General features: G+C 65.7%; 18 protein-coding genes. 5 read left to right on the forward strand and 13 right to left on the reverse strand.

What is annotated here, in order from left to right:
* Positions 1–13: 13 nt before the first annotated feature.
* Positions 14–346: a hypothetical protein gene (locus AC3WLM_RS08155; RefSeq protein WP_492477093.1), complete on the reverse strand. Its 333-nt coding sequence runs from the start codon at positions 344–346 to the stop codon at positions 14–16.
* 71 nt (positions 347–417) lie between these two features.
* On the opposite strand from AC3WLM_RS08155, the gene AC3WLM_RS08160 reads away from it, so the two are divergent.
* Positions 418–1,542 carry a serine hydrolase domain-containing protein gene (locus AC3WLM_RS08160; protein WP_492477094.1) on the forward strand — a complete coding sequence of 375 codons (1,125 nt, stop codon included), beginning with the start codon at positions 418–420 and terminating at the stop codon, positions 1,540–1,542.
* Positions 1,543–1,546: 4 nt separating this feature from the next.
* Here AC3WLM_RS08160 and AC3WLM_RS08165 read toward each other — a convergent pair whose 3' ends face one another.
* The 3 genes from AC3WLM_RS08165 to pdxH are packed head-to-tail and all read right to left on the reverse strand — an operon-like array spanning position 1,547 to position 3,972.
* Positions 1,547–2,362, reverse strand: a complete 816-nt coding sequence (locus AC3WLM_RS08165) for a PhzF family phenazine biosynthesis protein (protein WP_492477095.1) — start codon at positions 2,360–2,362, stop codon at positions 1,547–1,549.
* Between the two features lie 10 nt (positions 2,363–2,372).
* Complete coding sequence (locus AC3WLM_RS08170) at positions 2,373–3,350, reverse strand: cation diffusion facilitator family transporter (protein WP_039337833.1); 978 nt, start codon at positions 3,348–3,350, stop codon at positions 2,373–2,375.
* A gap of 10 nt (positions 3,351–3,360) precedes the next feature.
* Positions 3,361–3,972 carry a pyridoxamine 5'-phosphate oxidase gene (gene pdxH, locus AC3WLM_RS08175; protein ID WP_492477096.1) on the reverse strand — a complete coding sequence of 204 codons (612 nt, stop codon included), beginning with the start codon at positions 3,970–3,972 and terminating at the stop codon, positions 3,361–3,363.
* Between the two features lie 221 nt (positions 3,973–4,193).
* On the opposite strand from pdxH, the gene AC3WLM_RS08180 reads away from it, so the two are divergent.
* Genes AC3WLM_RS08180 through fabI form a run of 3 tightly spaced genes read left to right on the forward strand, consistent with a single transcriptional unit; the run spans position 4,194 to position 6,991 of the window.
* On the forward strand, positions 4,194–5,144 hold the full coding sequence (locus AC3WLM_RS08180) for a DnaJ C-terminal domain-containing protein (protein WP_062343476.1): 951 nt from the start codon (positions 4,194–4,196) through the stop codon (positions 5,142–5,144).
* A gap of 48 nt (positions 5,145–5,192) precedes the next feature.
* Positions 5,193–6,191 (forward strand): YihY/virulence factor BrkB family protein, encoded by a 999-nt coding sequence (locus tag AC3WLM_RS08185; protein ID WP_492478106.1) that lies wholly within the window; start codon positions 5,193–5,195, stop codon positions 6,189–6,191.
* Positions 6,188–6,991: an enoyl-ACP reductase FabI gene (fabI, locus tag AC3WLM_RS08190; protein ID WP_039337829.1), complete on the forward strand. Its 804-nt coding sequence runs from the start codon at positions 6,188–6,190 to the stop codon at positions 6,989–6,991. The genes AC3WLM_RS08185 and fabI overlap by 4 nt, the downstream gene beginning before the upstream one ends.
* 151 nt (positions 6,992–7,142) lie before the next feature.
* Here the strand turns inward: fabI and AC3WLM_RS08195 are convergent, their stop codons facing one another.
* The 9 genes from AC3WLM_RS08195 to AC3WLM_RS08235 all read right to left on the reverse strand — a co-directional run bounded on the left by AC3WLM_RS08195 (position 7,143) and on the right by AC3WLM_RS08235 (position 14,823).
* Positions 7,143–7,715 carry a hypothetical protein gene (locus AC3WLM_RS08195; RefSeq protein WP_492477097.1) on the reverse strand — a complete coding sequence of 191 codons (573 nt, stop codon included), beginning with the start codon at positions 7,713–7,715 and terminating at the stop codon, positions 7,143–7,145.
* 84 nt (positions 7,716–7,799) lie between these two features.
* Entirely contained in the window at positions 7,800–8,309 is a 510-nt protein-coding gene (locus AC3WLM_RS08200) for a demethoxyubiquinone hydroxylase family protein (RefSeq protein ID WP_492477098.1), read from the reverse strand.
* A gap of 1 nt (position 8,310) precedes the next feature.
* Positions 8,311–8,793, reverse strand: coding sequence for a disulfide bond formation protein B (locus AC3WLM_RS08205; RefSeq protein ID WP_193827351.1), 483 nt, complete (start codon positions 8,791–8,793; stop codon positions 8,311–8,313).
* A 13-nt stretch (positions 8,794–8,806) separates the two neighbouring features.
* Positions 8,807–10,150: a S41 family peptidase gene (locus tag AC3WLM_RS08210; protein ID WP_427463572.1), complete on the reverse strand. Its 1,344-nt coding sequence runs from the start codon at positions 10,148–10,150 to the stop codon at positions 8,807–8,809.
* A gap of 136 nt (positions 10,151–10,286) precedes the next feature.
* Positions 10,287–11,459, reverse strand: coding sequence for a murein hydrolase activator EnvC family protein (locus tag AC3WLM_RS08215; RefSeq protein ID WP_492477099.1), 1,173 nt, complete (start codon positions 11,457–11,459; stop codon positions 10,287–10,289).
* Between the two features lie 317 nt (positions 11,460–11,776).
* On the reverse strand, positions 11,777–12,202 hold the full coding sequence (locus tag AC3WLM_RS08220) for a 23S rRNA (pseudouridine(1915)-N(3))-methyltransferase RlmH (protein ID WP_492477100.1): 426 nt from the start codon (positions 12,200–12,202) through the stop codon (positions 11,777–11,779).
* Positions 12,203–12,375: 173 nt separating this feature from the next.
* Positions 12,376–12,768, reverse strand: a complete 393-nt coding sequence (rsfS, locus tag AC3WLM_RS08225) for a ribosome silencing factor (protein WP_039337819.1) — start codon at positions 12,766–12,768, stop codon at positions 12,376–12,378.
* Between the two features lie 109 nt (positions 12,769–12,877).
* Positions 12,878–13,582 (reverse strand): nicotinate-nucleotide adenylyltransferase, encoded by a 705-nt coding sequence (locus AC3WLM_RS08230; protein ID WP_082013508.1) that lies wholly within the window; start codon positions 13,580–13,582, stop codon positions 12,878–12,880.
* Complete coding sequence (locus AC3WLM_RS08235) at positions 13,546–14,823, reverse strand: glutamate-5-semialdehyde dehydrogenase (protein WP_492477101.1); 1,278 nt, start codon at positions 14,821–14,823, stop codon at positions 13,546–13,548. Before AC3WLM_RS08235 ends, AC3WLM_RS08230 begins: the two co-directional genes overlap by 37 nt.
* 292 nt (positions 14,824–15,115) lie before the next feature.
* Here AC3WLM_RS08235 and AC3WLM_RS08240 point away from each other — a divergent pair, with 292 nt between their 5' ends.
* Positions 15,116–16,261, forward strand: a complete 1,146-nt coding sequence (locus AC3WLM_RS08240) for a M23 family metallopeptidase (protein WP_492477102.1) — start codon at positions 15,116–15,118, stop codon at positions 16,259–16,261.
* Positions 16,262–16,263: the final 2 nt, after the last annotated feature.

Consider the following 16,263-nt stretch of genomic DNA (forward strand, 5'->3'; position numbering starts at 1 on the left):
CAATTCCTGCGCCCTATTTCTTCCACGGCTCGAGCACGCAGCCCGGTCCCTTGCGATAGGTTGCGGTCTGGCTGAACAGCAGGGCGAAGCGTGCTGTCACGCTCTTGGCCTCGGCATCCTCGCTCAGGGACACCAGTTCCATCCCCGGCTCGAAGTCCTTGCGGCAATCGGAAAGTTCGCGCCCGCCGACGAAGCGGCACGAACATGCCACGCGCGCGCCATAGCTTGCCCCTGTCGTCGCATAGCCATGAATTGCGGACCAGAACGTCGCCAGCACCGCAAGCAGCAGAGCGAGTGCGATCAGCAGCGCGCGCCAGCGCCAGCTGCGTTTGGGTACGATCGTCAATGACGGAGCTGTGGGGGAACTGTGGTTGCCGGTTGCCATGACTGCCGATTCTGGTCGAAAGGACTGGCCCGATGGCCCGCCGCTCGCTCTCCCTTATCCTGACCCTTGCGCTGCTGCCAGCCGTGGCTGGCTGTTCGCGGGGGACGAATGAGGCCGAAGGGCCGCCGCCCGTCTCGGAAGAAGCACTGAAGGCGGTGGTCAAGGACCCCGGCACCGGTCGCGAAAAGCTGGCCCGCGCGATCGACGCCCTGTTCGCGCCCGAGATGGGCGAGACGCGCGCTGTCATCGTGATGAAGAACGGTCGCATCGTCGCCGAGCGTTATGCCGGGGGCTATCACGAGAATACCCGCTTCGTCAGCTGGTCGATGTCCAAGTCGGTCACCGGCGTGATGATCGGGATGCTCGTGTCCGATGGGCGCCTGCGGCTGGACGAGACCGCGCCGGTCCCGGCGTGGCAGCGCCCCGGCGATCCGCGCGGCGAGATCACGCTTCGCCAGTTGCTGCAGATGCGGTCGGGCCTGCGCCATTCCGAAGCGATCGATCCGGTCTACGAATCCGACGAAGTGCGCATGCTGTTCCTCGACGGTCGCGACGACATGGCGCGCTATGCCGAGGACCAGCCGCTCGAAGCGGAGCCGGGCCGCAAGTTCGAATACTCTTCGGCGACCAGCGTGATCCTCGCCGATCTCGCAGCGCGCGTGCTCTCGCCCGCGCCGAACCCGGAGAATCGCCGTCAGGCCGTGGCCGATTACCTGCGCACCCGCCTGTTCGAACCGGCTGGCATGAAATCGATGCTGCCCGAATTCGACGCCGCGGGCACTCTGATCGGCGGTTCGCTGATCCACGGCACCGCGCGCGACTGGGCGAAGTTCGGCGAGTTCCTGCGCAACAAGGGCTCGGTCAAGGGCGCGCAGATCATCCCGCGGCAGTGGATCGAGTTCATGGTCACGCCCTCGCCACGAGAGGCGCAGTACGGCGCGCAGATCTGGCTCAACCGTACTCCGACGAACGGCGAGTCTTCGCTGTTTCCCGATCGCGGCCCGAAGGACCTGTTCGCCTGCATCGGCCATCTCGGCCAGTACGTGATCGTCAGCCCGAGCCGCGGGCTAACTGTGGTGCGCCTCGGCAAGACGCCGGACGAACAGCTGGCCCCGCTGGTGGACGGCCTGGCGGACGTTGTGGCGCTCTACCGCTGAGGCTTCACGGCAGGCGGAACAGCCCCTCGACCACGGTCACGCAATCGCCGCCCAGCAACACGCGGTCACCTTCGAGGCGGCAGACGAAGTCCGCGCCGCGTGCCGAGGCCTGATGCGCCGAGAATGTCGCGCGCCCGAGCTTGCTTGCCCAGTACGGCGTGAGCGCAGCGTGGGCCGATCCGGTGGCGGCATCCTCGTCAATCCCGCCACCCGGCACGAACACGCGGCTGACGATGTCTGCGCCCGAGGCATGTCCGCTGCCCGCGGCGGTGCCGATGAACTGCGTGTCGCCGAACCGTAGCAGGGCCTTGAAATCCGGCGCGAGTGCGAGGACTTCGTCAGCCGTGGCGTAATGAAAGATGTTGTAGCCATCGCCCTGCCAGACGTCGATCGGCTTGGCCGGCCCGAGCAGAGGCACCGCATCGTCGAAAGCACCGGGAGCCGTGGGCACGGCCGGAAGCGAAAGCACGTAGCGATCGCCATCGCGCGCAACCTCGAGCACGCCGGCCTTGCGCGTCGAGAACGTGACACGGCCCCGCTTCGGGTCCTGCGCCAGCACGACGTGCCCGGATGCCAGCGTAGCGTGGCCACACATCGCCACTTCGACAGCAGGGGTGAACCAGCGGAGCTCGAAATCGGCAATGCCGGTTTGATCGGGCACGAGGAAGGCGGTTTCGGCGAACATGTTCTCCGCGCCGATCGCCTGAAGCGTTGCATCGTCAGGCCAGGCATCGAGCATCATCACCGCCGCCTGATTGCCACCCAGGGCGCGGGCGGTGAAAGCATCGACGTGGAAGTAGGGAACTCGGGAATCGGTCACGCGGCTGTCCTCAAGTGTTCGGCGCACCCTGTGCGAGGATGGCCGGGCTGGTGCCATCGGGACCGGGGCTGAGCAGGTTCTCGGCGCCCATCATGTCCTCGTCGACCAGCCCTTCGGGGTCTGGGTGGATGAGGATCTCGACGCCGGGGAACTCCGCCATCAGCTTGTCCTCGATCTCGTCCATAACACGGTGCGCCTCGGTCACGGTCATGCGTCCGTCGACCCAGACGTGGAACTGGACGAAATCGCGGTTGCCGCTGGTGCGGGTGCGCAAGTCGTGCAGGCCCTTGAGCTCAGGGTGCTGGGCGACGACTTCGAGAAAACGCTCGCGCTTCTCGAGCGGCCATTCGTGGTCCATCAGCTGGTCGACGGCTTCCTGCGATGCGCCCCACGCGCCCCACGCCAGCCATAGCGCGATGCCGAATGCGAACACCGCGTCGGCACCCTTGATGCCTACATAAGTGTCGAGCACCAGCGCAGCGATGACCGCGAGGTTGAGGAACAGGTCGGACTTGTAGTGCACATTGTCGGTGCTGATCGCCAGGCTGCCGGTCTGCCGGATGACGTGGCGCTGGTAGGCCAGCAGTGCCAGGGTCGCGCCGAGCGCGATGGTCGAGACAACGACGCCCGACTCCGCCTCGGCCACTTGCGCCTGCCCGAGGAACTGCCCGACCGCACGGAAGGCAAGGCCGATGGCCGAGATCGAGATCAGGACGACCTGGAACATCGCCGCCAGCGCTTCGGCCTTGCCATGCCCGAAGCGGTGGTTGTGGTCGTCAGGCTGCGAGGCGACCCACACGCCGAGCAGGGTGGCAAGGCTCGCCACCAGATCGAGCGCGGTATCGGCAAGGCTGCCGAGCATGGCGGTCGACCCGGTCGAGAGCACTGCCCACGCCTTCATGCCGACGAGAAGCACCGCCACCGAAATGCTGGCAAGCGCAGCCTTGCGGTTGAGGTCGGCGTGAGTGTCGGCGCGGGTCATGTCCATGGCGGGTGCCTTAGGGGTAAAGCAGGGTGCTGGTCCAGCCGCCTGCTCCGTCGGCCACGAAGCGGCGACGTTCGTGCAGGCGGTAATCGCGGTCTTGCCAGAACTCGATTGCGACAGGGGTTACGCGGTAGCCCGACCAGTGCGCCGGGCGCGGCACGTTGCCATCGGGATAGCGCTGCCGCAACGCATCGACCCGGTCGAGGTAGACCTGACGGTCCGGCAGCGGGTGCGACTGGTCCGATGCGGCCGAGCCAAGGCGCGATTCGGGATGGCGGCTGGCGAAATAGGCATCGGCCTCGGCAGCCGTGACTTCGGCAATCGAACCCTCGATGCGGATCTGGCGGCGCAGCGATTTCCAGTGGAACAGCAGCGCGACGTGGGGATTTGCCGCCAGTTCGCCGCCCTTGCGACTGTGGAAGTTGGTGTAGAACACGAAGCCGTCCGGGCCGTGGCCCTTGAGCAGCACCATGCGGACCGAGGGATGGCCGTCGGGCGTAGATGTCGCCAGCGCCATGGCGTTGGGATCATTGGGCTCGCTGGCCTGCGCCTGAGCATACCACGATTCGAAGATCGCGAGCGGATCGGCATGGGGGATCGCGTCGGAAGTCTGTTCAGGTTGCACTGGAATTTCCTGAAAGGGTTTACGGGGTTTACACAGTCCAGAGAAAACTTTCCGGCGGGGTTTTCTGAACGGCCGGGCTCCCTGCCGTCATGGGGTGTCTGGCACTGCGGGAGCGGTTTTCCATGACCGGGATCAATTGCATGGAGACCGGCCTACTCTTCTGCTGCGATGTAGGAAAGGCAACCTTGCGGGCAACGCTTGCAAATCCTAGCTAGAGTGCCATGGCCGATCCGTATTCCACCCTGGGGGTTCCGCGCAACGCAAGCGAGAAGGACATCAAGTCCGCCTATCGCAAGCTGGCCAAGGAACTGCACCCGGACACCAACAAGGACAACCCCAAGGCGGCGGAGCGCTTTTCCGAAGTGACCCGCGCCTATGACCTGCTGTCCGACAAGGACAAGCGGGCCAAGTTCGATCGTGGCGAGATCGACGCAGAAGGCAATCCGACCGGCCCGTTCGGCGGTGGCTTCGGCGGAGGCGGCGGCTTTCGCGGGCACCAGGGCGGTTTCCGCCATGATGGCGGCTTCGAAGGCGGCTTCGGCGGCGCCGAGGGAGTCGATATCGGCGACATCTTCGAAGGACTGTTCGGCGGTCGCGGCGGAATGGGCGGCATGGGTGGAATGGGTGGCGGGGCGCGCCGCGGTCCTCCGCCCAAGGGCGCCAATGTGAACTACCGCCTGCAGGTCTCGTTCGTCGATGCAGCGACGCGCGCCAACCAGCGCATCACCCTGTCGGACGGCAAGACCATCGACCTGAAGCTGCCTGCAGGGCTCGAGAGCGGCCAGCAGATGCGGCTGGGTGGCAAGGGCGAACCCGGCCCCGGCGGCAACGGCGACGCCATCGTCACTATCGAGATCGGCAGCCACCCCTTCTACGAGCGCGACGGCGACAACATCCGGCTCGCCCTGCCGATCAGCCTTGCCGAGGCGCTGAACGGAGCAAAGGTCAAGGTGCCGACAGTCGATGGCGCCGTCATGCTGACCGTGGCTCCGGGCAGTTCGAGCGGCAAGACGCTGCGCCTAAAGGGCAAGGGCTTCACCCGCAAGGATGGCACCCGCGGCGACCAGCTGGTGACGCTGCAGATCGACATTCCTGCCGATGACGGGGACCTGAAAGCACGTCTCGAGGGTTGGGCGGACATGCGCAACCTTCGTGACAAGCTTGGTGTCTGAGTGAACGCTCCCGGCCAGACCCCGCCGGGGCCCCGCCCGCTTGTCGACATGCCGGATCTTTCGCCCGAAGCACGGCGGCGCGAAGCGCTGCGCTGGCGCTCCGGACTTGCCGAGGCCCGCGAAAGGCTAGGCCCAGGGAGCAGGGCCTGGGAAGTGATCAAGCGCGTGTGGACCGGCGTCTTCAATGACGGTTCGATCCATGCCGGCAATCTTGCCTACATGATCGTCATCGCGCTGTTCCCGTTCTTCATTACCGGGGCCGCGCTGTTCTCGTTTATCGGCGAGGCGAGCCAGCGCGCGGCCGCAATCGATACGGTGCTCATCGCCCTGCCTCCGGTCGTTGCGACGACCATCGAACCGGTTGCCCGCAGCGTGATCGAAGCGCGTACCGGCTGGCTCCTGTGGATCGGCGGAATCTTCGGCCTGTGGACAGTGGGCAGTCTGGTCGAGACGATCCGGGACATCCTGCGCCGCGCCTATGGCACGCGCTGGGAACATGCCTTCTGGCGATACCGGCTGGCATCGACCGGAATCACGCTGGCGTCGGTCGTCCTCATTCTCTTCGCCATTTTCGCACAGGTCCTGATCGGTGCTGCGCAGGAAGTGATCGAGGCATGGTTGCCGCAATTCGCGGATATCCTCGGCAGCCTGGCCCTTTCGCGCTTCATTCCCGCCGTGGTTCTTTATGGCGCGCTGTGGCTGCTGTTCATTTCGCTGACCCCCGGCGCCTATCGCGGGCGCGGCTATCCGAAATGGCCGGGGGCGCTGTTCGTGACGATCTGGTGGATTGTAGTGACGACGCTGCTGCCCACCGCCTTGCGGACGTTCTTTTCGTACGATCTCACCTACGGAAGTCTCGCCGGGGTGATGATCGCCCTTTTCTTTTTCTGGCTGGTGGGCTTAGGGATGGTGGTGGGGGCCGAACTCAACGCCGCACTTGCCGAAACACCGGAAGAGCGCGACATGCTGGGCCAGGCTGACAATCGCGCACGCGCATCGCGCACGAGCGCCGGGAACGAGACAAGAAGCGAGAACACTGACGCATGACTGGACTTATGCAAGGCAAGCGCGGCCTGATCATGGGCCTCGCCAATGACAAGTCGCTCGCCTGGGGCATTGCCAAGCAGCTTCACGAACACGGCGCGGAACTGGCCTTTTCCTACCAGGGCGAAGCGCTGGAGAAGCGCGTGCGCCCGCTGGCCGCGAGCCTTGGCAGCGATTTCCTGATCGAATGCGACGTGTCCGACATGGCCGCGCTCGACCAGACGTTCGAAACACTGAAGGCGAAGTGGCCGACGATCGACTTCATCGTCCACGCCATCGGCTATTCCGACAAGAACCAGCTGCGTGGAAAGTTCTACGACACCACGCTCGACAACTTCCTGATGACCATGAACATCTCGGCCTACAGCCTCGTGGCGGTGACCAAGCGGGCCATGGAGATGATGCCGAACGGCGGGTCGATCCTGACGCTGACCTATTACGGCGCGGAAAAGGTCGTGCCGCACTACAACGTGATGGGCGTGGCCAAGGCGGCGCTGGAAACCAGCGTGAAGTACCTCGCCAACGACTGCGGGCCTTCGGGCGTGCGCGTGAATGCGATTTCGGCAGGTCCGATCAAGACGCTGGCGGCCAGCGGCATCGGCGATTTCCGCTACATCCTCAAGTGGAACGAGCTGAACAGCCCGCTGCGCCGGAATGTCACGATCGAGGACGTGGGCGGTGCGGGTCTCTACCTGCTGTCCGACCTGTCATCAGGCGTGACTGGCGAGACGCATCACGTTGATGCCGGCTATCACACTGTCGGCATGAAGCAGGAAGACGCGCCGGATATTGCTTTGGGTTGATTTACCCGCTGTCGCCGGTGCCCACCCCTACCCCCCCCCCCCGCCTGCGGGAGGTGAGAACAACGCAGCACGACAACACGCCCTCCCGCAAGCGGGAGGGCCGCGAGACTTACGTCAGCGCAGCTGGCGTTAGTTGCAGCGGGGTGGGCTGTTACGGCTGCGCGGGTGCGGAAGTGGCCGGAGCCTGCTCGCCGGCTTGCTCCCGTTCGCGCTTCAGCCTTGCTTCGTATTCCTTCTCGATCTGCTCGACCCGCGCCTGTTCGGCGGCGGCATCGGCATCGATGGTCTCGAGCCGCTTGGCACGTTCTTCCTCGATCAGCTTGCCGAACTGGACATCGGAGCTGTTCTTCTTCTCGGCATAGGCGCGGTCGATCAGGCGGGCAAGGCACCCGGTTGCGCCGCCAGCGCCCACGGCCGAGCAGGAGTTGGTGCCGAAGTTGCCGACAGTCTCATAGGCGCGGACCTTCTGGCTCCAGGCCTGGTTGACCGTGGCATTGGGGTTGTCGCGCAGCGCCTTTGGAATGCGGAAGCGTTCTTCCTCTTCCTTGCGCGCGCAGACGGTGATCGTGCTGCCTTCGGACTTGGGGCACGGATCGTCGCCATAGACGATCAGCTGGTTCACCTTCTCGCCCGAGGGATCGACCAGCGGCTGGTCCGCCTGGGCAAGCGCCGGAACGGCAAAGGCGCTGGACAGCAGCAGGGCGGCAGGAATCAGGCGCTTCATCATGGGTCTCCGGTCAGGCTTGCCCCGATATAGGGCGCGCTGCCTGTGAATGGTAGATGAAGGCGCGCAGTTCCCTGCGCTGGATCAAATCCGCTTGGAAAGCGCGATGGCGGCGCGGCAGCCGAGGCGGATGGCGTGGAACAGCACGGGATAGGCAGGCGCCCGTTCTGCGCCAGCCGCCAGCGCTGCATCGCGATGCTCGCGCTCGTCATCACGGAATTCGCGGATCATCGCGGCGAGTTCCGGGTCCTCGTCGCCCAGTTCCTCAAGCTGTTCAGTGTAGTGCCGGTCAATCTCGGTCTCGATCGCGGCGGTGCAGGCCATGGCGGCTTCGGGGCCGATCAGGGCGGTTGCGGCGCCAAGAGCAAAGCCTGCTGCCGACCATACCGGCTGGAGCGCAGTCGGTCGCACGCCGCGCTGGGCGATCAGGGCATCGAACTTCGCGCGGTGCCCGGCTTCCTGCTCGGCCATTGCGGCGATTTCCGCCGAATGCGGGGCGCGGTTGCCCATGACGGCAAGCTGGCCTGCGTAGATCCGCGTTGCGCCGAATTCGCCGGCCTGATCGACGCGCAGCATTTCGGCGAATTTGGTCATCTCACGCTCCCTTGCGGCTTTTGCCGAGCAGCGCGAATACAAGGATCGCGCCTGCGACTGAGATCAGGAAGTTGAACCCGGCGAGGCTGATTCCGAACATGGACCAAGGTGCCACGTCACAGCGCACGACCGGGGCATTCATGATCGCATCCAAAGGATTGCCGCCGCCCGCGACGGTGGAACAGGCGGTGACGCCTTCCCACCAGCCGTATTCGACACCGGCATGGAAGCCGCCGATCAGGCCGGAAATGCCGATGGCCGTGGCGGCGAGCGTCACCGCAAGATCGCCGGAGCCCTTCCCTTTCATCGTCAGCGCCAGGAGCGCCAGCACGATGGCGGCGATGTGCGGGTAGCGCTGCCACCAGCACATCTGGCACGGGTAGAGCCCGAACACGTATTGCGAGATCAGCGCCCCGCCCATCAGCGCGGCGGGCACGATCAGGGCAAGCGCGTAGGCGGCGTTGCGGGACTGCTGCGAGGTCACGGGCGCCGCTCTATTAGCGCTTCATCTTTGCTGCAAGCGCCGCGCTCGGCTGGGTCCGATTGAGGGTCTGCACGGCGTAGTACAGCTGGAAATCCTTGATGTCCTTTGCCTTCAGTTCCTCGGGCGTCATCTTGAAGCGCGGGTCCTCGATCTTGTCCTTCTCGAGGTCCTTGTCCTCAAGCTTGATCTCGTTGATCAGGTGGCCGCGCAGGTCGCTCTCGCGGTAGGAGCGCAGCTGGCGCTTGCGCAGGTCGGGGTCGGAGATCTGCGGCACGGTAATGTCCGGATCGATGCCGCCTTCCTGCACGCTGCGGCCCGAAGGCGTGTAATAGCGCGCAGTGGTGAGCTTGACCGCAGTATCGCGTGTGAGCGGGATCAGCGTCTGCACGCTGCCCTTGCCGAAGCTGCGCTGGCCCATCACCACGGCGCGGTGCTGGTCCTGCAGGGCCCCTGCAACGATTTCCGATGCCGAAGCCGAGCCTTCGTCGATCAGCACGATCATCGGCACGCCCTTGGCGATATCGCCCTTGGTGTCGATCTCCGCCGGATAGACCTCGGTATCGCGGGCGTAGCGGCCACGCTGCGAGACAATCGTGCCCTTGTCGAGGAACAGGTCCGACAGGGCGACGGCCTCATCCAGCAAGCCGCCGGGATTGCCGCGCAAGTCGAGCACCAGGCCGGTGACCTTGCCGCCGGTCTTCACCTTGGCTTCGTTCCAGGCGCGCTGCACCGAGGCGCCGACATCGGCGCTGAAGCTGGACACCGAAATGACGGCGACACTGCCCTTCATCGCGAGTTCGACTGGCTTGAGTTCGATGATCTTGCGCGTGATGGTGACGTCAAATGGTTCGTCGCGACCGGGGCGGAAGACGCTGAGCTTGATCTGCGTGCCCGGCACCCCGCGCATCTGATCGACCGCTTCGTCGAGCGAGCCGCCGTAGATCAGCTTGCCATCGAGATGGGTGATGAAATCGCCCGCCTTGATGCCGGCAAGGTCTGCCGGGCTGCCCTTGGTCGGCGCGATGACCTTGACCGCGCCATCATCCATCGTCACCGACAGGCCGAGCCCACCGTAGGAGCCTTCGGTCTGCGTGCGCAGGTTCTCGAAGTCGCGGGCATCGAGGTAGGCGCTGTGCGGATCGAGCGTGGCAAGCATGCCGTCGATCGCGCCCTTGAGCAGCTTGTCGTCGTCAACCGGCTCGACATAGCTCGACTTGATCCGTTCGTAGACGGCCATCAGCTTGCCGAATTCGGGCCCGGACTTGGCGTCGACAGCGGCGAGGCCGGTGGTCGCCACCGGGATCAGCGCCACGGCGGTTACGAGCGCAGTGGCGCGCAGAAGGGGGGCGAACTTCATGTGCCCAAAGGCCTTTCGCGAAGAGGCAGACATTGTGGAGGTTCTATAACCCCCGCTGAATTAACACCAGATGAGGTTTTGGGACAGGGCGAGCCCGGTTCGTCGACAAACGGCGGATTCAATCCGACCAGCGTCGTCAGCTGCGCAGATCGAGCGGATTGACCGGCGTGCCATCGCGGCGGAGTTCCACCGTTAGGACCGGACGCCCCGGCCCGGCGACGCCCAGAGGCGAGCCCTGCACGACCTTGTCGCCGACCCGCGCGGCCACGCGGCCGAGATTGGTGACGAGCGTGGTCCAGCCGCCGGAATGCTCGACGATGACGATGGTGCCATAGCCGCGGTAGGGCCCGGCAAAGGCAACCCGGCCATCGGCAGGGGAAACGACTTGCGCTCCGCCTGCAGGCGCGAGCGAGACCCCGGTGGTCAGGCCCGTGGGCGATTGCGCGCCAAAGCCCGAGACCAGACGGCCAGAGACCGGCATGATCCAAGCGAGCTTCGGCGTGGAGGTGGCGAGCAGCGGTGGCGGCGCGTCCAGAACCTTGAGCACCTCGCCCGGACGCGCCGGCGGCAGCACCGGACCTGGGAGCGCCGCCAGCTGCTGGCGCAAGGCACCGTCGGCCTCCAGCCTGTCGACGAGGCCTGCCAGATCGCGGGTCTGTTCGGCCAGTGCCAACGCGCGATCGGTCTCGCGACTGGCGATGCCCTGCGCTTCTCGCGAGGCAAGGCGTTGGCGGCTTTCGAGGGCGGCAAGTTCGGTCCGACGGGCGGACAAGCCCTTTTCACCATCGCGCAATTGCTGCGCAGCCAGACGCGCTTCGTCCTGCAGCTTGCGGCCGCGCACAATTTCAGCGCGCAAGGAGGCGGTGCGGCGCTGCACTTCGGGAAGCATCGTCTCCATCACGGCGCGAAGGTGGATGGTGTCGCGCACCGAATCGGCACGGACGAGGCTGAACGCGAGCGGACGGCGGGCCATCATCTGCAGCGCTGCAGTCAGCCGCACGACCGGCTCCTGCCGCTCTGCCATGCGATTGCGCAAGGTTTCGCGCTGGCGCTCGATCAGCACGATCTTCGCCTGCGCCAACTGGATCTCGGCCTCGGACTGCTGGATGCGGGCAGCAACGGCGGCGGCCTCTTGCGCGGTGCGGTCCGCCTCGGCCGTGGCCTTGCGCGCAGCCTGTTCGAGTTGTTCGGCGCGGCTGCGCGATTGGGCCAGCGCCTGCCCGGCGCGACGCAGGACCTCGCCTGCCTCTCCCGCGTCTGCATAAGGGGTCGCCTGCTGAGCCGTTACCTGCCAGCCGAGTGCCCCCATGAGGAGCAAGCAGACAGAAGCAAAGGCAAGGCGTGACGTCATGGCGCCACTAGAGCCAGATGACATCAGATTGCACCGCCGGGATTGCGCCAGGAAGCTTCTCGGCAGGGAGCGTTGTGCAGGCCGGGCTGGTTGCCCGGGCAAGCAATGCGACGCTGTCCGAGGGGCTTCCTGGCGCAACCGCAAGCAGCGGGCCGATTTTGGCCCATCGCAGCGTCAATCGTCGGTCACTATGGACGAGCATGGCTCCCTCCTCTTTCCTTGCGCTGGGCCAAAATCGGCTCCGTCACGGCGGTGCAATCTGATGTCATCTGGCTCTACCCTTCGCGGTGATAGGGATGGCCAGCGAGAATGCTGGTCGCCCGCCACAGCTGTTCGACCAGCATGGCGCGCGCCATCATGTGGGGCCAGGTGGCCTTGCCGAACGCGATCAGCAGGTCGGCGGAATCGCGCAAGGGGTCGTCGTGACCGTCAGCCGCGCCGATCAGGAACCGCGTTTCGCGCACGCCGTCATCACGCCAGCGGCCAAGGATCGCGGCGAACTCGCTCGAGGTCAGCTGCTTGCCCCGTTCATCGAGCGCGACCGTGCGTGATGGCGTCTGCGATGGCGAAGGGACAGTGCCGCCCCGGTCGGGCAGTTCGGTGATCTTCCAGCCCCACGAGATCCGCTTGGCATAACGCTCGACGAGCTCAGCCTCGGGCGAACGACCGATCTTTCCGCGGGCGATGACGTGGAGCAGCATGTGTGCGGTCTAGCCGGGAATGGGCTGCGTGAGAATCCCCAGAACCAAAACAAGAGCGGCACCAGACCGCTTCCCCGGCCCGATCATCTTACCGGGTAGGCTCTGGGTGGTCGGGCCTGGGGAGTGGACTGGTGCCGCAAGCTATCCGCGGATGCGGATAGCTTCGCATCAGATTACGCGGCGCCGGCGTCTCCGAAGGCCCACATGCGTTCGAGGTTGTAGAACGTGCGCACTTCCGGGCGGAAGAGGTGGACGACCACGTCGCCCGCATCGATCAGCACCCAGTCCGCCGCCGGAAGACCCTCGATCCGCACGTGGCCGAAACCTCCGTGCTTGATCCGCTCGGCCAGCTTCTGCGCCATCGCCGCGACCTGACGGGTCGAGCGGCCCGAAGCGATCACCATGTAATCGGCAACGGAGCTCTTGCCCTCGAGCGGGATGGAAACCACCTCCTGCGCCTGATCGTCGTCAAGCGACTGCAGCACGAGATCGTGCAGCGCGGCGGGGGTGTAGGGTGTCTTCGGAGCGGTGCCGGCATTGGCCGACAGCGGTTGTACGCTGGTCATGATGCGCGAAATGGCCTCCGTGGCTCAAGAGTCAAGGGATAACGGTTGGAACGCGCAAGAGTTTCTATGTCCCGCACCATGGCGGAACATGGATCAAGGTGTTGCGCGGTCAGGATTTTCCTCGCTTGATAAGGCCCGGAGAGACCGGGCGATGCGTTACGGCATCGCGCATGGCCGCTGGTGCGTAGCGGCGGGACCAATCCGGATCGTGGGCGCGAATCGCGCTGGCAGACCGATGGTCAGGATCGAAGCGAAGAATGGTCAGCGCCGGAGCGCTCCGCATTGCGCCGGAGACGAACTGTCCGGGCCGCTGGCGCCAGCGGCGCAGCCAGGCCATGGCAGGACTTGCCAAGGCAGCCGAATCATAACCCGGACGCGCAATCACCGCAATCGGCATCTCGCGCGCGATCTGCCGCCAGTGCTTCCACTTATGAAACTGCGCGAGATTGTCCGCTCCCATCAGCCACACGAAACGGCGTCTGGGATAGCGGCGCTTGATGGCACGCAGGGTGTCGACGGTGAAACGGGTGCCGAGTTCCCGCTCGATCGCGGTGGCGCGGATCGGGGCATTCCGGCTCTGCCGGCGGGCCGAGGCCAGCCGCGCTTCGAGCGGAGCCATGCCGTGGGCCGGCTTGAGCACATTGCCGGGAGAGACCAGCCACCACACCTCGTCAAGCCCCAGCGCCTGAACCGCAAAGAGCGTGACGCGGCGGTGGCCGCCGTGGGCGGGGTTGAAGCTGCCGCCGAACAGGCCGGTCAGGGGCGCAGCGGGATTCCTCAGGGTCTCACTTGTCCCGAGCCACGGACCAGCCACTTGTAGGTGGTGAGGCCTTCGAGCGCGACCGGGCCGCGTGCATGGAGGCGGCCGGTGGCGATGCCGATTTCTGCGCCGAGGCCGAATTCGCCACCATCGGCAAACTGGCTGGAGGCATTGTGCATCACGATGGCGCTGTCGACTTCGGTCAGGAAGCGGTCGGCCACGGCCTGATCCTCGGTGACGATGGCATCGGTATGGCCCGAGGCGTGGGCAGCGACATGTGCCAGCGCTTCGTCGAGGCCGTCGACCACGGCCACCGACAGGATCGCATCGAGATATTCGGTATCCCAGTCGTTGGCGGCGACGGGCACGATGCGCGGATCAATGGCGCGGGCGCGGGCATCGCCGCGCAGCTCGCATCCGGCGTCGAGCAGCGGTTCGACAAGGCCGTGCGGATCGGGATAGGTCGCATCGATCAGCAGGGTTTCCATCGCCCCGCAGATGCCGGTGCGGCGCATCTTGGCGTTGAGCACGATAGCCTTGGCCATCGCCGGATCGGCAGCGGCATGAACAAACGTGTGGTTGATGCCATCAAGGTGGGCAAGGACCGGCACGCGGGCATCGGCCTGCACACGGGCAACGAGGCTCTTGCCACCGCGCGGCACGATCATGTCGATCAGGCCAGCGGCGGCAAGCATCGCACCGACGGCGGCACGGTCCTGCGTGGGCATGAGCTGGACAGCATCGGCGGGCACGCCGCCTTCGACCAGCCCGGCGACCAGCGCCTTGTGGATCGCGCGGTTGGAGTGGACCGCTTCCGATCCGCCACGCAGGATCGTGGCGTTGCCGGAGCGGACGCAGAGCGCGGCGGCGTCGGCGGTCACGTTCGGGCGGCTTTCATAGATAATGCCGATCACGCCGACGGGAATGCGCACACGTTGCAGCACCATGCCGTTGGGGCGCGCGGCTTCTGAAATGACTTCGCCGACAGGATCGGCGAGGCTTGCTACCTGTTCCACCGCATCGGCGATGCCAGCAAGACGTTCGGGCGTGAGCTTCAGGCGATCGAGCATCGCGCTGGTGAGGCCATTCGCTGCGCCGTTGGCCATGTCCTGCTCGTTGGCGGCGAGGATTTCAGTCTCGGCGGCGCGCAAGGCAGAGGCGGCAAGCTTGAGCGCACGCTCCTTGGCTGGCGAATCCATGCGTGCCAACAGGCGCTGCGCCGTGCGGGCGGTGCGGGCGAGGCCTTCGACCAGATCGGTCACGGATTCGGGCTGCTGTGCGGGCTGGCTGGACATGGGGCAGCGCACTAGCACCGGGATTGCCGCGTGTCATCCGGATGGAAGCGAGAAGGGCGAGTTGAAGCCTTTCAAGGCGCGAATTGTGCGCCTGCTTACACCACTGCAAACGATTCATCGGGGGACTCACACGACTCGGCGCGTCTGGCCCGATTCGGATTCGCCAGCCGGGAACCCGATGGCTAGTCCGCGCCGCGACGGGATCTGAATTAACCAAACCAAGCAGAAAAACGACGGGGGTCGCCTGCCTGTGCCATCGATAAAGCCTGCCCGCTTTGCGGCTGCGCCAGCTGTGGCCAATGCGGTTGCACGCGTTCGCAGCTGGTTTCCCGAGCGCGAGTTCTTCATGCGCTCGCAGGGTCAGGTCCGCTTCATCCGCATCTCCTCGCGCCTGCAGATGACAATAGCCGGTGGCATCGCTGCGGCCGTATTGCTGTGGCTGGTGGTCATGGCGGTGACGTTGTTCTCGCAGTTCACCGCCGCGCGCGATCATGCCGCGCTGCTGGAACGCGAAGCGGCGGTGGCATCGGCAGAAAGCCGGGTGGCGAAGTATCGCGGCGGGCTGGAAGGTGTGGCGGACGACCTCGATCGCCGTCAGGACTTCATCGAGAAGGCAATCGAAGGCACGATCGGCGAACTGCCCAGGGACCTGCCGCAAGGCACGGTGTCCGACAGCAGCGGCGAAGCGCAGAAGACCGTGCGCAAGATCTCGATGGAATTGCCCGAGGCAAAGCGCCTCGCCGAAATCGAAGCGCGCCAGCTGGCCTTCATCGAGCGACTGACGCGTTATGCCGATGCGCGTTCGGCGCAGGCTGAAACCGCGATCCGCCGTGTCGGGCTGAACCCGGCGATGCTGCGCGCTGCCTCGCGCGAAGGGCAGGGCGGCCCGCTGATCCGTCTTTTCACCGAAAACGACCAGTCGGTCGACCCGCGCTTTGCCCGCCTTGGCGCCAGCCTCGAACGCATGGCCGCACTGGAAAAGGGGCTACGGCGCATCCCCAACACGCTGCCGGCCAGCCTCGAGTTCATCTCGAGCGGGTTCGGCTATCGCTCCGACCCGTTCACCGGCGGCGCGGCGTTTCATGCCGGGCTGGATTTCCGCGGGCCCGTGGGCGCGCCGATCTATGCGGCGGCGGCGGGCACGGTCAGCTTCGTCGGGCAGAAGCAGGGCTATGGCAACGTCGTCGAGGTCAGCCACGGCAACGGGCTGATGACCCGCTACGCCCACATGTCGCGCACGGTCGCGCGCATTGGCCAGAAGGTCGACGCTGGTGCGGAAATCGGCAAGATCGGCAACACCGGGCGCTCGACCGGCCCCCATCTCCACTTCGAAGTGCGGATCAACGACCGTCCGGTCAACCCGCGCCCCTTCCTTGAGGCAAACAGGCATGTTCAGGAAATCCGCGCCGGAAGCGCCGCGCACAACATCGGGGAGTAACA

The organism is Novosphingobium sp. FW305-C-30-35, assembly GCF_058783135.1.

What these genes read in the sequence shown, in the direction of transcription:
- AC3WLM_RS08160 (WP_492477094.1), top strand. Translation starts at nt 418, where the DNA reads ATGGCCCGCCGCTCGCTCTCCCTTATCCTGACCCTTGCGCTGCTGCCA.
- AC3WLM_RS08170 (WP_039337833.1), bottom strand. Translation starts at nt 3,350, where the DNA reads ATGGACATGACCCGCGCCGACACTCACGCCGACCTCAACCGCAAGGCT.
- AC3WLM_RS08180 (WP_062343476.1), top strand. Translation starts at nt 4,194, where the DNA reads ATGGCCGATCCGTATTCCACCCTGGGGGTTCCGCGCAACGCAAGCGAG.
- AC3WLM_RS08185 (WP_492478106.1), top strand. Translation starts at nt 5,193, where the DNA reads ATGCCGGATCTTTCGCCCGAAGCACGGCGGCGCGAAGCGCTGCGCTGG.
- fabI (WP_039337829.1), top strand. Translation starts at nt 6,188, where the DNA reads ATGACTGGACTTATGCAAGGCAAGCGCGGCCTGATCATGGGCCTCGCC.
- AC3WLM_RS08195 (WP_492477097.1), bottom strand. Translation starts at nt 7,715, where the DNA reads ATGAAGCGCCTGATTCCTGCCGCCCTGCTGCTGTCCAGCGCCTTTGCC.
- AC3WLM_RS08200 (WP_492477098.1), bottom strand. Translation starts at nt 8,309, where the DNA reads ATGACCAAATTCGCCGAAATGCTGCGCGTCGATCAGGCCGGCGAATTC.
- AC3WLM_RS08210 (WP_427463572.1), bottom strand. Translation starts at nt 10,150, where the DNA reads ATGAAGTTCGCCCCCCTTCTGCGCGCCACTGCGCTCGTAACCGCCGTG.
- AC3WLM_RS08215 (WP_492477099.1), bottom strand. Translation starts at nt 11,459, where the DNA reads ATGGGGGCACTCGGCTGGCAGGTAACGGCTCAGCAGGCGACCCCTTAT.
- AC3WLM_RS08220 (WP_492477100.1), bottom strand. Translation starts at nt 12,202, where the DNA reads ATGCTGCTCCACGTCATCGCCCGCGGAAAGATCGGTCGTTCGCCCGAG.
- rsfS (WP_039337819.1), bottom strand. Translation starts at nt 12,768, where the DNA reads ATGACCAGCGTACAACCGCTGTCGGCCAATGCCGGCACCGCTCCGAAG.
- AC3WLM_RS08235 (WP_492477101.1), bottom strand. Translation starts at nt 14,823, where the DNA reads ATGTCCAGCCAGCCCGCACAGCAGCCCGAATCCGTGACCGATCTGGTC.